Consider the following 16,289-nt stretch of genomic DNA (forward strand, 5'->3'; position numbering starts at 1 on the left):
GAGGAAACGGAATGGAAAACAAACATTTAAACGTCAATTTGCAAGGTGCCGTATTGTCCCTGCAATTGAATCGCCCAGACAGCTTGAATGCATTCAGTCCCGAAATGATCGAAGGCTTACATACGGAAATACAAAATGCAGGCAGCAACCCTGAGATTAGAGCGGTCATCCTGTCAGGAGCAGGCAGGTCATTTTCAGCAGGTGGAGATGTAAAGACGATGGGGCAAGCGGGGGCTTCAGAAACCTATGAACATATCGGCAAGTTGAACGAATTGGTGTTGGCCATGCGGGCACTTGAAAAGCCGATCATCGCAGTGGTTCATGGGTTTGCAGCAGGAGCCGCTTTTAACCTGGCTTTGGCGAGTGACATCATTTTAGCGGCTGAAGACAGTAAATTCGTGATGAGCTTTTCTCAAGTGGGATTGATTTCAGATGGAGGCGGCCTGTATTTTCTTCCACGTTTGATCGGTCCTTACCGCGCTAAGGAATTATTTTTCAGTGCACAGCCGATTACTGCCGAAACTGCTCATGAATGGGGAATCGTCAATCATTTATATCCGCTGGAGAAGCTGGAGCAAGAGGCGATCCGCTTTGCTGAAAAACTGTCAAACGGACCGGCTAAAGCATTCGGATTGATGAAAAAGATCACCGATCAATCGTCTACGGCCGGATTGGCGGAAATCCTGGAACAGGAACGGATCACACAAGCGATGATGATCACTACCTACGATCATTTGGAAGGGGTCTCTGCTTTCAAGGAAAAACGCAAGCCGGTGTTCAATCAAAAACAGCAGGTTTTATGAATAGAAGCAATAAAATATAGGAGTATTTGGTAAATTTGAACGAGGTGAGTCTACTGGAGGAGGGGTATAGAAAAGAAAAAAGGAGGAGTGAAGATGACTTCAGATCGTGCCAATGAATACGGTTTGTTTACAGATCAATTTACGCAGAACCCTTATCCGACCTATGAAAAATTGAGGGAAGGGGATCCCGTTCATGCGGTGCGGTTTCCAGATGGCCAGAATGGCTGGATGGTGACACGCTATAAGGATGCTGAGGAAGTCTTGAAAGATCCCCGTTTCATTAAAGATATGTCGAAGATTTATGGAGGCAGCATGGACATGATGAGTGTCTTTACGCAGAACATGCTGTTTTCAGATCCACCTGACCATAAAAGACTGCGCGGCCTCGCCCAAAAAGCTTTTACGCCCAAAATGATTTCGGGTATGCGCGGCAGAATTCAGGAGATAACAGATGAGCTGTTGACGGGAATGGAAAGTCAAGATCAGGTCGATTTAATTGATGAATTCGCTTTTCCACTGCCAATTACCGTCATCTGTGAAATTTTGGGTGTACCATCGGCTGACCGCGATAAATTCCGCCTTTGGTCCAATTCACTCATTGAAGGGACCAGTGGGGAACTCGGCGCCACTGTTTATGAGCATATGAATGAGTTTGTCCAATACCTGGGGCAGTGGTTTGCGACAGTCCGTGAGCAGCCCGGAGATGATCTCATCAGCAGCTTGATTCAGGCGGAGGAGGAAGGAGACCGTCTGAGTGAACGGGAGCTTTATGGCGTGGTTACCTTATTGATCATTGCAGGCCATGAAACGACAGTGAATTTAATCGGCAATACGGTCTTGTCCCTGCTCGAAAACCCGGAACAACGCAAGCTTTTGGAGCAGCAGCCTGAACTCATCAACCAAGCAATCGAAGAATCTCTGCGGTTTAACGGCCCAGTCGAATTCAGTACATCCAGATGGGCAGGGGAGGATTTTGAGTTTCAGGGCAAACAAATGAAAAAAGGCGATTTGGTCGTAGTGTCGTTGAATTCCGCAAACCATGATGAAGCGCAATTCGAAGACCCAGACCTATTTAATATCGAGCGTGAGAAAAGTCCGCATTTGGCATTCGGAAAAGGAATCCATATGTGCCTTGGAGCTCCTCTTGCGCGTTTGGAAGGGGAAATTGCCATTGCCAGTCTGCTGAAGCGTTTTCCACAAATGGAATTAGCGGTGGAGCAGAGCGAATTGAATTGGCGGCCGGGCATGATTGTACGAGGCGTCAAAGAACTTCCGTTGCTTCTTAAGTGAATAGGAGACGTAGGGCTGGAGTTGCATCCAGCCTTTTTTGTTTGTCCAAAAGTCATCAAGGGAAAGGGAATTAGAAAGCAGGTTACAAGAGAGGGGAATATCTATGAAGTCACTATCATTTTGGCTGAAGGAAAAACTGTGGCTCACTCCCGCATTGTACATTGTGATGGCGGTTCTCCTGTCGATCACTTTTTTCTACATCGATCTTTTATATATTGAAAGGCTCAAGCCTTATATCCCATCTATTCTTTTGACGAATGTCGATTTGGCCAAAACCATCATGGGAAGTTTATCGGGGGCTCTTTTGACCATGACTACGTTTACTTTTTCAACGATTCTGGTTGTCCTGACCATGTACTCATCTCAATTCTCTCCGAGAACCTTGAAAAACTTCATCCATGATAAAATCACCTGGCGTGTCCTGGGGATTTTTCTTAGCGGCTTTATTTATAACACACTGTCGCTGCTCTTTATGAGAGATGATTTGTATACCACCGACGTGATTTCCACGTTTGTCGGAATTCTCATCGCATTTTTCTGTCTTTCGACATTTGCTTATTTTATCCACTATATCGCTACGCACGTGCAAGTTGGCCAGCTGGTCAATGAATTGATTGGAGATACAGAAAAGGCCATTTCCAAACTCAAAGAGCTGCAGGAAAATGAAGATGGGAAAGAAACAGAATGGAATCCTGTCGGCATCAAAGAAACCCATCATGCTGAAAAAGAGGGCTATGTGCAGTATCTTTCGTTCGACAAGCTGGTGGATTATACGGAAAAACACGAACTGGAAGTGGAGATTCTTGTCCAAACGGGTGATTACATCTACGAAGGAAAACCGATTTTCCATGTTTTTAAAACTAGTGAAACAGAAGTTTCTGCCGCTGACTTCTACTCAATCGGCACCTCCAGAACCTCGGAACAGGATCTCGATTTCGCTATTCAAAAATTGGTGGAAGTAGCATTGCGGGCCATATCTCCGGGTATCAACGATCCGAATACGGCCAATGAAATCATTATCCGGCTGGGTCGCCTCCTCGGTCAGCTGGGCCAGTTGAAAACAGGGCCGTTCCTCTTAAGTGGAGAAGAAAAAGGAGAACGGGTACTGTATCGTTTTCCACCATACAAGAGTGTTTTATACAAAACCTTTTATCAAATAGCCCATTATGGAAAAGAAGATATTTCGGTTCTAATTTCAATTATTGAATCGTTGACTGTCGCTGCAGAACTTGTGCCGAAGCGCCATCATCAGGAACTATGGGATACGCATGGTTACGTATTGGAAGCTGTCGATACCCAGGGGTTAAAATCATTCGATCGGGAAACACTTCAGGAAAAGATTGACCAATTGGCTGTAGCAACTGGCCAGCATTCCTATAATATAGTATTGGCTGAGAAAAGCTGATGGCAATGCTACTGGAAGCGATAAAGGAGGGAAATGATGCAGAACAACCAGTTGTTTGAAGGAGTTGAGTTTTTGAGGAATTTGTCCGTAGGCGAATTTCTGATGTTCTTTATTTACTTGGCTTTAATCCTGCTTGGGAAATCCTTGGTCCTCTTTCTGCTGAGAAAGCTGGTTTCCTCAAAAGATTTCAAAGAACGGATTTATCCAGTGATTGAAGATGTCCTGAATTGGCTGGTCCTTTATGGCGGCATCCTTTTCTTCCTTTTTTATTTTTCCAGGGAGCAATGGCTGACTTTGGCTTTTTATGAGACAGAAGGGGTTGAAATCTCCATTCTGCTGATTGTGGTAGCAGTGATGATTGTGACTTTTGCCAGCCGCCTCATAAAGGCATTTAATCACTACGTCATGCCGTTCGTCTATGAACAGTTTAATGTGGATATCGGCATGGGATACACCATCAACCGATTACTGTATTATGTGGTGATGTTTCTGGCATTGGCCATAAGTTTTACGACAGTGGGCCTCGATTTGACGGCTCTCGGATTTGTATTCAGTGTCCTCGGGATCGGTATTGGATTTGGCGTACGCAATATTGCCGCCAATTTCGTCTCCGGAATCATCATTTTGTTTGAACGGCCGATGGAGGTCGGGGAAATGGTGGAAATCGATAAGAAAATCGGCCGGATTACGAAAATCAAACTCAGATCGACCGTTATAGAAACCTTGAAAGAAGGTACTTTAGTGGTGCCTAATCAGTATTTCATTGAACAGATCGTCAAAAATCGCTCCAGTGCCCAGTTATACGCAAGAGTCGTCGTCAGTGTGGATTATGGCAGTGATACGGAACGAGTCGAGCGGATTTTAAAAGCAGCAGCTTTAAAGGCAGCTCAGCTGATGAAAGGAATACCGGAAAAAGAACCGGATGTCCGGTTTATCGATTTTCGGAACTCGGCACTCGATTTCCAGGTGGAAGTTCAAGTCACCGATGTGGAAATGAAGGAAAGGCTGGAAAGTCGGATCCGCCATGCCATTGCGGAAGATTTTATCGAAAATGAAGTGAAATTGGCCCAGACAATGTATGAAAGGCAATAAAAAAGTCCATGGCTGTTGAAGGCCATGGACTTTAGGCTGTAGACAAAGCCTGACCAAAATGTATAGCGGTGCATAATCCCCAACCGGTCCAGCCACTTCGCTTTCCGTGGGCTCAGCTTCAGCCTCCTCGTCACTACGTTCCTGCGGGGTCTTCAGCTTTCGCTGTCCCACAGGAGTCTTCGTGGCCAGCCCGCTTGGGGTATGTTGCTTCAATCAAAGAGAGAAGCTGGCTAGTCTGTTCTAGAAAAAATAGTCCAAACAAATCTAGAAAACCCTTCACTCAAGGATCCGTAGCGCAAGGCGGCGACTCCTGCGGGAGCAGCGAAGCGACGAAGTGCCGAAATCCACTCGGGCGCGAGTCCGAGTTAGTTCGGCGCGAGCCCGTGGAAAGCGTCCGCCTGGAGCGCAGGATCCGGTTTAAACAGGATGAAATGTGCATTCATGCTTTAAATGACATCAATATTCTTTTGTCTACAAGCTCAAGTCCATGGCTGTTGAAGGCCATGGACTGTTTTATTGTTTTAACATACTATTCGTCGAACTCGTCTTCCTGAGCAACAGTAAAGGAATAATCCGGTTCGATATGGACCAGAATGACGCAATGGGGTTTGACTTTCTGGATTTTTCGTTCGATTTCTTCTGTAATCCAATGGCTTTCCACCACGTTCAGATTAGGGGCCACGCTGACGGTTAAATCGATGAACATGACATTGCCATGATTTCGGCCTTTAAAGTCCCGCAATGTGATAACCCCAGGCACTCTTCTGACCAAAACAGACAGTGTCTCCACTTCATCTTCGTCAAAGCCATCCGTCAATGTGATGACGGACTCTTTGAAAATATCCAACGCGGTCTTAATGATGATTACCCCGACAATGAAGGCTGTGATGACATCCAGAATCGGTGCACCGAAGATGGCGCCGATGATGCCGATGCCGGCGCCGATACTGACCAGCGCATCGGAACGGTTGTCATAAGCTGCTGCACGGACAGCTGTACTTTTGATTTCTCTGCTGAGTTTCAGGTTATAGCGATAAACTGCATACATCACGACTGCCGAGAAAAAAGCGACCCATGCCGTAACTAGAGAAGGTGCTTCAGCTGCAGGTTCAAAAAGTGAACGGATAGCATTGGTCAGAACCTGCAAACCAATGACTGCCATTATGAAGGAAGCTAAGAGCGAGGCGATGGTTTCTGCCCGCAAGTGGCCGTAGTGATGGTTTTCGTCCGGTGGTTTCTGGGAAATTCTGAGGCCGACGAGAACAGCGACAGAAGCGATTATATCTGTCAGGTTATTGAAGCCATCCGCTTTCAATGCTTCGGAAGAGCCCCAAAAGCCGAAGATCAGCTTGAGGGCACTTAGAAATACATAAGCCCCAATGCTAATCCAGGCTCCTTTTTCCCCTTTGCGTAAATTTGTATACAAGTCCATAAAGTTTCCCGCCTCCAAGTCTCTGGAACAAAGTGAAACGACCCTCATAGGAGGGCCGCTTCATGATTGTATCTATCTGTCGTAAGATGAATGGACTGTATTTTAATGTGCTTATCATCATTTTGCCGGATTCGGCCAATAAAGCGTCTTTAAATAGTATCAATGTCTTTTTAGGCATTGTCAATACCGAATAGTTCTATGTCATCTTCATTCATAAACTTTACATAAATTTAATGTTCACGTATATAAGCAAACCGTTATGCTTATAGATAGAATCTTTAATTTAAAGGAGAGGGCTATGGCTAAGAAAAGAAACAACTACGCAGAAATTTTAAAGGCATCGACGAAATTGGGGCTGACGTCCTTTGGGGGACCGGCGGCGCATATCGGTTATTTTAGGGATGAGTATGTCACTAAAAGAAAATGGTTGGACGATAAAGCATATGCTGATCTAGTGGCCCTTTGCCAATTCCTTCCGGGACCGGCAAGTTCTCAGGTGGGGATTTCCATCGGCATGTTGCGCGGCGGCATATTCGGCGGGTTTTTATCCTGGTTCGGATTTACGATGCCTTCGGTCATCCTGTTGCTGTTATTTGCACTCGTCATCACCAATGGCTCGTTTGACAGCGGATGGATACAAGGATTGAAAATTGTCGCCGTCGCAGTTGTCGCGCACGCTTTGTTGGGAATGGGGAAAAGTCTAGCGCCTGACCGACAAAGGATCGCGATTGCAGTAGGAGCGGCAATCATCATTTTGCTGATACCGACAACTTGGGCTCAAATTGGAGTTATTGTGCTGGCAGGTATCCTTGGGTATGCTATTTACCGAAAAGAGAAAGCGCCAGAGCCGGTAAAACTGGTGTTAAGCTTTGGCAAAAAGACCGGCATTGCAGCGTGGTCGATTTTTGCTGCATTATTGATCGGCTTGCCGTTGATCCGGCCGTTCATTGAATCCACTTCGTTTGCGATTTTTGATATTTTCTATCGGGTCGGTTCAATCGTCTTCGGCGGAGGGCATGTGGTGCTGCCGATGCTGGAGCGTGAAGTCGTGCCGGGGTGGATGACGCCCGATGCCTTCATTGCCGGCTATGGTGCTGCTCAGGCAGTTCCAGGACCGCTCTTCACGTTGTCCGCTTATTTGGGGCAATTGATGGACGGTGGATGGGGAGTCGTGATTGCCGTTATCGCGATGTTCCTGCCGTCATTTCTCCTGATCATCGGAACTTTGCCTTTTTGGAGCATCATCCGGACGAAATCCGGTGTCCAGGCAGCATTGAAAGGGGTCAATGCAAGCGTTGTCGGAATTTTGCTTGCAGCTTTATACGATCCTGTCTTCACCTCTGGAATTCGCGGGCCTGTCGACTTTGCAATTGCGATAACCGCCTTTACAATGTTAGTCTATTTTAAACTGGCTCCTTGGATCGTCGTCCTTGTGACGGCGGTTCTGGGTGCGATCGCTTATGCGATTTAATGGCTGAAGGAGGATGGCAATGGCAACGAGCAAAGAAAGAGATCAACAGGATCCATTAGCGGGTTTTAAACAGGAGTTTTTTGTCGAAAAAGAAACGGTATACATGGACGGCAATTCACTGGGCTTGATGTCTAGACGGTCTGAAGAAAAATTGAAGGTCTTGATGGATAGCTGGAAGACATTCGGAATCGATGGCTGGACAGAAGGGGAACATCCCTGGTTCACTTTAGCGGAAACGATGAGTGGACGCGTCGCACCTTTGGTCGGAGCTGGAGCGCATGAAGTGATGGTGACAGGATCGATTACATCGAATATCCACCAGATGCTGTCGACTGTATTTCAGCCGACGTCTGAGCGTTCTGCAATCGTTGTGGACAGTTTGAATTTTCCATCGGACATTTATGCGGTGGAAAGTCACCTGCGTCTGCGCGGATTGGATCCGGCTGAGTCGATGCGCAAAATCGAAAGCAGAGATGGCTATACGCTGGAGCTGGATGATATTGTCGAACAACTGACAGATGACGTCGCAGTCTTGTTGCTCCCCTCTGTCCTGTACCGGAGCGGCCAGTTATTGCCGATCCGTGAAATCACGGAAGAGGCCCACCAAAAAGGGATTCTGGTAGGTTTTGACCTGGCGCATTCGATTGGTGCTATGCCGCATAACTTGCACGATGACGGAGTGGATTTCGCTGTCTGGTGCCATTACAAATACATGAATTCCGGTCCGGGTGGAACAGGCGGCCTTTATTTGCATGAGCGGCATCATCACCTGCTGCCTGGCAATGCGGGCTGGTTTGGATCTGATAAGACCCGCCAATTCGATATGGACCATGAATTTTCGAAAGCAGAAGGGGCAGGCGCCTACCAGATCGGTACACCGCATATTTTCAGCATGGCCCCTCTTCTCGGCAGCCTGGACCTGTTTGAAGAAGCGGGCATTCATGCGGTCCGCCAAAAGTCGCTTGAGCTGACAAGTCTCTTAAGAGAATTGGTCGGACAACGGGTTCCTCAATTGGTCGATGTAACACCTCTAGAGGACGAGGCAAGAGGCGGGCATATCGCTTTTTCCCATCCCGAAGCTGCGCGGATCTGTAAAGCATTGAAAGAGGCCAAAATCATTCCGGATTTCCGGGCGCCGAATATCATCCGCCTGGCGCCTATCGCTTTTTACACATCGTTCAGCGATGTAGAGAAAGTAGCAGAGAAATTGCAGAGCATCATGGACAATGAAACCTATAAAAATTTCAGCAATGAACGAAATGTGGTGGCTTGAATGGAACCAAAAAAAATAATTGATATTTCCATGGAATTGAGTGGAGGGACGCCTGAATGGCCGGGGGATATGCCGTTCAGCTATGAGCTGTCCGTCACAAAAGAGCAAAGCGGTTCCGTCAATGTCGGAAAACTGCAGTCCAGCACCCATATCGGCACGCATGTCGATGCCCCTTTTCATTACGATGACCAAGGAATCCAAATTCATGAACTTCCACTGGATATCTATTTATCGAAAGCACAGGTTGTGGATGTCAGCGGCTCTGACAAAGTCAGTGCAGCGGATTTGGGTACGCTGGAAGAAGGGGTCACGACCGTACTGTTGAGAACTATGTCTTGGACAGACCGCAGCAAATTTCCGGAAAAGTGGCCGGTATTTGAAGAGTCGATCGCGGAATGGATGGCTGCCAATGGCGTGAGGCTTCTTGGAGTCGATGTGCCGTCAGTGGATCCCGAAACCAGCAAAGAATTACCGATGCATCAGGCAATGAACCGCCATCAGCGATTTATTCTGGAAGGCATCGTATTGGATGATGTGGCACAAGGAGTCTACCAATTAGCAGCCCTGCCCTTAAAGATCAAAGGCGCAGAAGGAAGCCCAGTGCGGGCAATACTATACTAGAAAAGCGTAAGCGCCCGTGTAGCTCTGCCGGGCATAAGACAGACCGGCATTGTGGCGATCTTTGCCACGCAGCTGGGTTGGCTTATGACCCAAGGAGCTGGGCGCTGGAGTCTGGACAAAGAAAAGCGAAAGCAGCCGTTTAGCCTCGACAAGCGCTGGAAGCCTTGCCTGTCGAAGCTGTAAAAATTCAACATCAAAAATATAACATTCTCCTGAACGACAAATAAAACCTTCACCGGAAACTACGGTGAAGGTTTTTTATACGTAATCTGCACGGAAATAAGGCTCCATGTTTTTTATGTTCATGGCAATCTCATCGCAAATCTCCTGATAGAGTGCCCATTGTTCGATACTGTCGCTGCTGCGCAGTTCCGGATTGCGGATATCCCATCGCAACAGTTTCTGGCTTGGCAAATCCGTTGGGATGTCTCCATGCTCCAATTCTCCATCATGCAAAGCGATGATCAGGTCAGCTTCACCGACTTCTTCGGGATTATAGGTGCGTGCCTCAACAGGGGGTAAATCCATTATGACTTCTTTCATCACTTCCAAGGGGATTTCGTTGAAAGAAGATTGAGGGCTTTGGGTCCATGCGGCGCTGCGAATTTCCCAATCAGGAAGCATCAGCCGATTTGCCCAAATTTCAGCCATCAGACCTCGATCCTGGTGAGAAGATAAAAAATAAACAGTGTGTCTTGGCATGGGTGATCCCTTCTTCCTTTTGTACAAACCGATTTTTTCTACTAGTAATCTTTACCCATCTCATGGAGAAATAAACTATTAAATTTGTGATGAAATTGTGATATATCCACATATAAATGCTTAAGAATCCGGTCTAGGGCAAGTGAAATTTTGCCGCTGGACCGGATTCTTTATTTGACGACGAGTATGGAACTGGGAGATTCCTTTATCAATTTTTTGCTGACTGATCCTACGAAGAATTTTTGCAATCCTGATTTTCCGCTATTGCCGATGACCAAAAGATCGATTTTCTGTTCTTCGATAAATGCGGAAATGGTTTTCGCCGGATTTCCTTCAAGTGCAAGAACCGACGCTTTAATATTGTGGGAGTCCAGCTGTTGCTGGATTGAGTTGTGCATGTGCTTTGAGTATTCCGCTGTTGTATTGTCATAATCCTTTGGAGGTACATAGCCCTCATCACCGATTCCAGGAGGCATAAACTGAGCGTAGTTACTATCGACGTTCGCTGAGATTACAGGAGCTGATGCACTGCCTGTATTCATATAGCCGACACTTTCACGATAGTCCTCATTGACGTAAATCACCGAAAGCTTAGCATCCGGCAATGCTTTGACAAATTCCACTGCTTTTTCGAATGCAATCCGACTCCCATCAGATCCGTCATACGCCACTGCGATATTTTTATACATTTCCTTCACCTCGCCCTATTCTCTTAGTTCTAAATTACCCTCGACCCCCAGAATGAAACATCCATTAAATTTTAGAATGAAAGTATTTTCGAAAAATGTTGACAATTCAAAAAAGACTTTGGTACTCTTGAATTAACAAATAAAAGGAAATGGAGGGTATGATAATGAAAAAACATAAAGTTAACATTTATATCAACTTAATATTGTCATCAGACCCTCCTGAAATTTTTTCCTAAGTTTATTTCGGAAATAGAACTATTCAGGACAGGTCTGTGAAATTGTCCTGTTTCCATGAGCGTACGCCCATAAACGAGGCGTGCGCTTTTTTGTGTGGTTTGATCAGTTTTGGACTGTTTAAATAAAAAACAATGGGGAGATGTTGAATATGAAGCAGCATCAAAAGGGAAAAATCATGATTAAGGAATCGTTGGAAGGCGATTAGCGGATTTGGAAAAAAGAAAGAAGGCGTAAACAATGTTTGACGTGTTATGGAAATTAAAATGGTTTTTTAAAGAAAACTGGCTGCGTTATACTACAGCCGTTGTTCTCCTGTTTATAGCAAATATCTTAGAAATTATTCCGCCTTGGCTGATCGGCGTTGCCATTGATGCCATTGCACAGGAGCAATTGACTTCAGAATTGATGTGGCAGTACATTGCGGTTCTGGCAGTAGCCTTGGTATTGGCTTATTTGATCAATTTCGTCTGGCAGTACCAATTATTCGGAGGGGCATATGTCATAGAACGCCAGCTTCGCTCCAGTCTCATGGGGCATTTCCTGAAAATGACTCCGACTTTTTACGAGAAAAACCGGACAGGCGACTTGATGGCACGTGCCACCAATGACCTGAAGGCGATTTCTGAGACTGCGGGATTCGGTATTTTGACGCTGGTGGATTCCACTTTGTATATGGCAACCATTATTATTGCCATGGGTATGCTGGTTTCCTGGGAATTGACGTTCCTGGCAATGATTCCATTGCCGATTCTGGCTATCATCGTTCAGATGCTGGGCAAGAAAATCCACGTCCGCTATATGGAAGCCCAGGAAGCGTTCGGCGATATGAATGATAGCGTGCTGGAATCGGTCGGAGGCGTTCGTGTAATCCGCGCCTATGTTCAGGAACGCGCGTCGGAACAGCGATTTGCGGATATGACGGATGATGTCTACGAAAAAAACATGGCGGTCGAACGAATCGACGCATTGTTTGCGCCCGTGACCAAAGTGCTGACATCCATCAGTTATATGATCGGCCTCGGCTATGGTGCATTTCTCGTGGCTGAAGGCACCATGTCACTGGGGGATCTGGTAGCTTTCAATGTCTATCTCGGCATGATTGTCTGGCCGATGTTCGCAATCGGGGAACTGATCAATATCCTGCAGCGTGGAAATGCTTCCCTGGACCGTGTCAATGAAACATTGGATTATCCAGAAGATGTCACTGATCCGAAAGAGCCTGCCAAAACCGGACGGCCGGAGAACATCGGCTTCAAGGATTTCAGTTTCACTTATCCACAGTCAAGTTCCATCAATCTGCAAGGCATCAACTTATCGATGAACAGTGGACAGACGCTCGGTATTGTCGGCAAGACAGGAAGTGGGAAATCGACTTTCGTCAAACAGCTGATGCGGGAGTATCCAACTGGGCAGGGCTCGATCCTGATGAATGGAATCGAATTGAAGAAATTGACGAAAGATCAATTGCGCAGTTGGGTTGGTTACGTGCCACAGGATCATGTCCTGTTTTCACGGACCATCCGGGAAAATATCCTCTTCGGCAAATCGGATGCCAGTGAAGAAGAGCTGATCGATGCACTTCGCCTGTCCTACTTTGAAAAAGATTTGGCGTTATTGCCTAGTGGACTGGATACGCTCGTCGGTGAAAAAGGCGTAGCATTATCCGGCGGCCAGAAACAGCGGATTTCAATAGCGCGTGCATTGATCAAGAATCCGGAAATCCTCATCCTCGATGACTCGCTTTCAGCGGTCGACGCGAAGACCGAAGCACGGATCATTGAGAATATCCAGGCAGAACGGTCTGGCAAGACGACGATCATCACGACGCACCGGCTGTCTGCTGTGAAGCACGCCGATTGGATCGTGGTGCTGGATGATGGGAAGATTATAGAAGAAGGAACTCATGAGGATTTGCTGAAGACAAACGGTTGGTATAATGAACAATTCCTCCGACAGCAAATCGAGGAGGTGTAAGCATGGGGACAGGAAAACGATTAGTACAATATGCAATGAATTTTAAAAGCGTCTTGATTTCCGGATTGGTGATGCTGGCGATTGCAGTGGCTGCGGATCTCGCAGCACCGCTGATCGCCAAAGAGATCATCGATAACCATATAGCAGTTTCAGACGGGACGGTGAACTTTGAACCGATTGCTTACCTGCTGGCTCTGTTCTTTGTATTGGCGATCGTCACCGCGATTTTCCGCTACTGGCAATCCATTCTCCTGCAGAAAGGGGCCAACCGGATTATCCGGAAGATGCGCAATGATGTATACGAACACACGCAGACCTTGCCGATCCGGTATTTTGATAATCTGCCGGCAGGAAAAGTGGTCGCACGCATCACCAACGACACAGAAGCGATCCGAGATTTGTTCGTGACAGTGTTGTCTCAATTTGCAACGAGCTTCATGTATATGGGCGGTATTTATATAGCGCTGTTTTATCTCGACTGGAAAATGGCGGCTATGACATTGGTGCTGATTCCGCTGCTGTATGTATGGATGCTGATCTACCGCAAATATGCGGCTCGCTACAATCACATCGTACGCGAAAAAGTCAGTGAAATGAATGCGATGATCAATGAGTCGATTCAGGGAATGACGATCATCCAGGCATTCCGCCGGGAACGCCAGATGAAGGATGAATTCGAGGAACTGAACGATGAGCATTACAAATACCAAAAGAAATTATTGGTGCTTGAAGGAGCGGCTTCCTATAACCTGGTCGGCGTGTTGCGGTCCATGACCTTCATCTTGTTCGTCTGGTATTTTGGAGGAGCTTCCCTGTCCGGAAACACAGTAGTGACGGTCGGAGTTCTGTATGCGTTCATCGACTACATCATCCGGCTGTTCAACCCGATCAACGGCATCGTCAATCAATTCGGCCGCCTGGAGCAGGCATTGGTGGCTGCTGAACGGGTATTCCGCTTGCTGGATCAAAGTGGAGAACCAGTAGTGGATAAAAAAATAGCGCGTTATCAGGGCAATGTCCGCTTTGAAAAAGTCTGGTTTGCCTATAAAGAGAAGGAATATGTGCTAAAGGATATAAGCTTTGAAGCGAAGCAAGGGGAGACGGTGGCATTGGTTGGCCATACCGGTTCGGGCAAAAGTTCCATCATGAACCTGTTGTTCCGCTTCTACGATGTCAGCGAAGGAGGCATAACCATCGACGGCATCAACGTCAATGACATGCCAAGACAATCGGTAAGGGAGCATATGGGCATCGTGCTGCAGGATCCTTATCTGTTCAGTGGAACGATCGAGTCGAATGTCACGCTCGGAGATGAGCGGATTACCAGGCAAATGGTCATCGATGCTTTGGCAGCAGTGGGCGGCGAGCGGGTATTGAACCACCTGCCGAAAGGAATCGATGAGCCGGTCGTAGAAAAAGGCAGCACGCTTTCTTCCGGACAGCGTCAATTGGTGTCCTTTGCGAGAGCATTGGCATTCGATCCCGCCATCTTGATACTGGATGAGGCAACTTCGAATATCGATACGGAGACGGAAGAAATCATCCAGCATGCCATGGATGTATTGAAAAAAGGCAGAACGACGTTTATCATTGCGCATCGTCTGTCGACCATCAAGAATGCAGACCGCATACTGGTGCTGGAAAAAGGAGAAATTGCTGAAGCCGGTTCCCATGAGGAATTGATGAAGCTTGGCGGCACCTATTTCCAGATGTACAAAATTCAATCAGGAATGTCCCAAACCCAATCAGTTGGGTAAAGGGGCGTTCCCTTTTTTTGAGTTCACGGAGCTATCGCTGTTAAATTCAGCTGGCCTTCCCTATAATTGAAAGAGCGGACGAAAAAAAGCGCAGGAACTTTCCCGCGCTTTAATCGTATACATGGTAGAGCATCAGCTCGTGAATCATGGTTTTGATGGTGTCTTCGTCCTGTGGTGCTTTCGAGCGCCACAGGATGCTGCCATCCGGATGATACTCTCCGGAAATCCGTTCATTTTTATAAAAGAAGGAAATGTCCCATCCCGGCAGTTGACGATTTTCGAACATCGGCTTGAATTTAAAATGCTGAAGCATGCAGATTCCCCCTTACCTTGCACCTTCCATTATAGGGGATTTCACCGAATACACAAAGCAGAAAAAGAAATGAGTGACAAAAGTGAATATTATATGGACTTTAGCTTTTATGGCAGTCGTAGGCGCATTGATTGGTGGGGTCACAAACCATTTAGCGATTAAAATGCTTTTTTGGCCTTACGAGGCAAAATATATCGGCAAGTGGCGTGTTCCGTTGACACCCGGGCTCATCCCGAAACGGCGCGATGAATTATCCCGTCAATTGGGAAGAACCGTCGTTGAGCATCTATTAACCCCGGAAACGTTCAAAAAGCGTTTCTTCAATAAAGAAATGCATATGAAAACAGAGAAATGGATCAATCGTCAATTGAACAAGCATGTGTTTGATTCGCCGAAAACATTCAATGACTGGCTGCTGGCAGCCGGGCAAACGGAAATGGATCGTAAAATCGAGGCAAAGCTGGATGAATTGGTCGAACTTCAGAAGGATTCGCTGCAAGCCTATATTGCGGGCAAGACCATCCGAGAACTCATGCCCGAAAACTGGAAAGCGGAAACTGAGACAAAACTTTTTGAAGGTGTGCAGTACGCAATCGATCAAGGTACGACCTATTTCGAATCGCCGCATGGCAGGCAGACCATCAAGTCGTTGTTGGACGAATTTCTGGAATCGCGCGGGCGTTTCGGCCATATGCTGCATTCGTTGCTGGGTGAGTCAAAGCCTTTGGTTGACCGCATCCAACCGGAAATCATCAAATTCCTCAACTCACCAAGAACGTTCGAACTCATTGGAACCTTGGCGTTCAGTGAATGGGAAAAGGTGCAAGACCGCAGAGTCGATGAATTGCTGAAGGAATTTGATTTTGACACGGCTTTGGCAGCAGTGAAGCAGTATGTCCGTGAAAAAGCAGCAGTATCCACGCGTTTAAACGCAACACTTGCAGAGACTTGGCCTGGAGGGTTAGAATGGACAAGTGTCAATATAACTCCACTTGTGACAGACTTTGTCTTCGAGCAAGGGGAGCATAAACTGGAAGAAACCATATTGAAGATCGATATGGAAGGTATGGTGAAAGAGCAAGTCGATTCTCTGCCGCTCAGCCGCCTGGAAGAATTGGTGCTTGGGATTTCACGGAGAGAATTTAAGATGATTACCGTACTGGGCGCTTTTCTGGGAGGATTCATCGGAATCTTCCAAGGGATTTTCGTCATGGTACTAAACTGACTACA

Annotated in this window: 14 protein-coding genes; 10 read left to right on the plus strand and 4 right to left on the minus strand. The window is 46.7% G+C overall.

All coding sequences use genetic code 11. The features are described 5' to 3' along the window. Positions 1-11 precede the first annotated feature (11 nt). From K8U60_RS14415 to K8U60_RS14430, 4 genes are all read left to right on the plus strand, one after another. A complete protein-coding gene (locus tag K8U60_RS14415; protein WP_223641579.1) occupies positions 12-803 on the plus strand; it encodes an enoyl-CoA hydratase/isomerase family protein in 792 nt (263 codons plus the stop codon). Positions 804-896: 93 nt separating this feature from the next. Beyond that, complete coding sequence (locus tag K8U60_RS14420; protein ID WP_223641582.1) at positions 897-2,093, plus strand: cytochrome P450 family protein; 1,197 nt, start codon at positions 897-899, stop codon at positions 2,091-2,093. A 103-nt stretch (positions 2,094-2,196) separates the two neighbouring features. Next, on the plus strand, positions 2,197-3,498 hold the full coding sequence (locus tag K8U60_RS14425; protein ID WP_223641585.1) for a DUF2254 domain-containing protein: 1,302 nt from the start codon (positions 2,197-2,199) through the stop codon (positions 3,496-3,498). Positions 3,499-3,534: 36 nt separating this feature from the next. Next, positions 3,535-4,590 carry a mechanosensitive ion channel family protein gene (locus tag K8U60_RS14430; RefSeq protein ID WP_223641587.1) on the plus strand — a complete coding sequence of 352 codons (1,056 nt, stop codon included), beginning with the start codon at positions 3,535-3,537 and terminating at the stop codon, positions 4,588-4,590. 529 nt (positions 4,591-5,119) lie between these two features. Here the strand turns inward: K8U60_RS14430 and K8U60_RS14435 are convergent. Further along, positions 5,120-6,022, minus strand: a complete 903-nt coding sequence (locus K8U60_RS14435) for a cation diffusion facilitator family transporter (RefSeq protein ID WP_223641590.1) — start codon at positions 6,020-6,022, stop codon at positions 5,120-5,122. A gap of 298 nt (positions 6,023-6,320) precedes the next feature. Between K8U60_RS14435 and chrA the strand changes: the two genes are divergently transcribed. From chrA to kynB, 3 genes are read left to right on the plus strand one after another with little or no spacing between them, the layout of a single operon-like run. Further along, on the plus strand, positions 6,321-7,493 hold the full coding sequence (gene chrA / locus K8U60_RS14440; protein WP_223641593.1) for a chromate efflux transporter: 1,173 nt from the start codon (positions 6,321-6,323) through the stop codon (positions 7,491-7,493). A gap of 19 nt (positions 7,494-7,512) precedes the next feature. Then, positions 7,513-8,766: a kynureninase gene (kynU, locus tag K8U60_RS14445; protein ID WP_223641595.1), complete on the plus strand. Its 1,254-nt coding sequence runs from the start codon at positions 7,513-7,515 to the stop codon at positions 8,764-8,766. Next, a complete protein-coding gene (kynB, locus tag K8U60_RS14450) occupies positions 8,767-9,387 on the plus strand; it encodes an arylformamidase (RefSeq protein WP_223641597.1) in 621 nt (206 codons plus the stop codon). It abuts the gene before it with no gap. Between the two features lie 258 nt (positions 9,388-9,645). On the opposite strand, the gene K8U60_RS14455 is transcribed toward kynB, so the two are convergent. Continuing rightward, on the minus strand, positions 9,646-10,038 hold the full coding sequence (locus K8U60_RS14455; protein WP_263298697.1) for an arsenate-mycothiol transferase ArsC: 393 nt from the start codon (positions 10,036-10,038) through the stop codon (positions 9,646-9,648). 221 nt (positions 10,039-10,259) lie between these two features. Beyond that, positions 10,260-10,778, minus strand: a complete 519-nt coding sequence (locus K8U60_RS14460) for a universal stress protein (protein WP_223641600.1) — start codon at positions 10,776-10,778, stop codon at positions 10,260-10,262. 474 nt (positions 10,779-11,252) lie between these two features. On the opposite strand from K8U60_RS14460, the gene K8U60_RS14465 reads away from it, so the two are divergent. After that, on the plus strand, positions 11,253-12,989 hold the full coding sequence (locus K8U60_RS14465) for an ABC transporter ATP-binding protein (RefSeq protein ID WP_223641602.1): 1,737 nt from the start codon (positions 11,253-11,255) through the stop codon (positions 12,987-12,989). A 2-nt stretch (positions 12,990-12,991) separates the two neighbouring features. Beyond that, complete coding sequence (locus tag K8U60_RS14470; RefSeq protein ID WP_223641604.1) at positions 12,992-14,746, plus strand: ABC transporter ATP-binding protein; 1,755 nt, start codon at positions 12,992-12,994, stop codon at positions 14,744-14,746. A gap of 109 nt (positions 14,747-14,855) precedes the next feature. Here K8U60_RS14470 and K8U60_RS14475 read toward each other — a convergent pair whose 3' ends face one another. Beyond that, on the minus strand, positions 14,856-15,059 hold the full coding sequence (locus K8U60_RS14475; RefSeq protein WP_223641613.1) for a YheE family protein: 204 nt from the start codon (positions 15,057-15,059) through the stop codon (positions 14,856-14,858). Between the two features lie 82 nt (positions 15,060-15,141). Between K8U60_RS14475 and K8U60_RS14480 the strand changes: the two genes are divergently transcribed. Continuing rightward, a complete protein-coding gene (locus tag K8U60_RS14480) occupies positions 15,142-16,284 on the plus strand; it encodes a DUF445 domain-containing protein (protein ID WP_223641615.1) in 1,143 nt (380 codons plus the stop codon). The last annotated feature ends 5 nt before the right edge of the window (positions 16,285-16,289 follow it).

The sequence above is a fragment of the Planococcus circulans genome (genome assembly GCF_020023385.1).
GTDB lineage: Bacteria > Bacillota > Bacilli > Bacillales_A > Planococcaceae > Planococcus.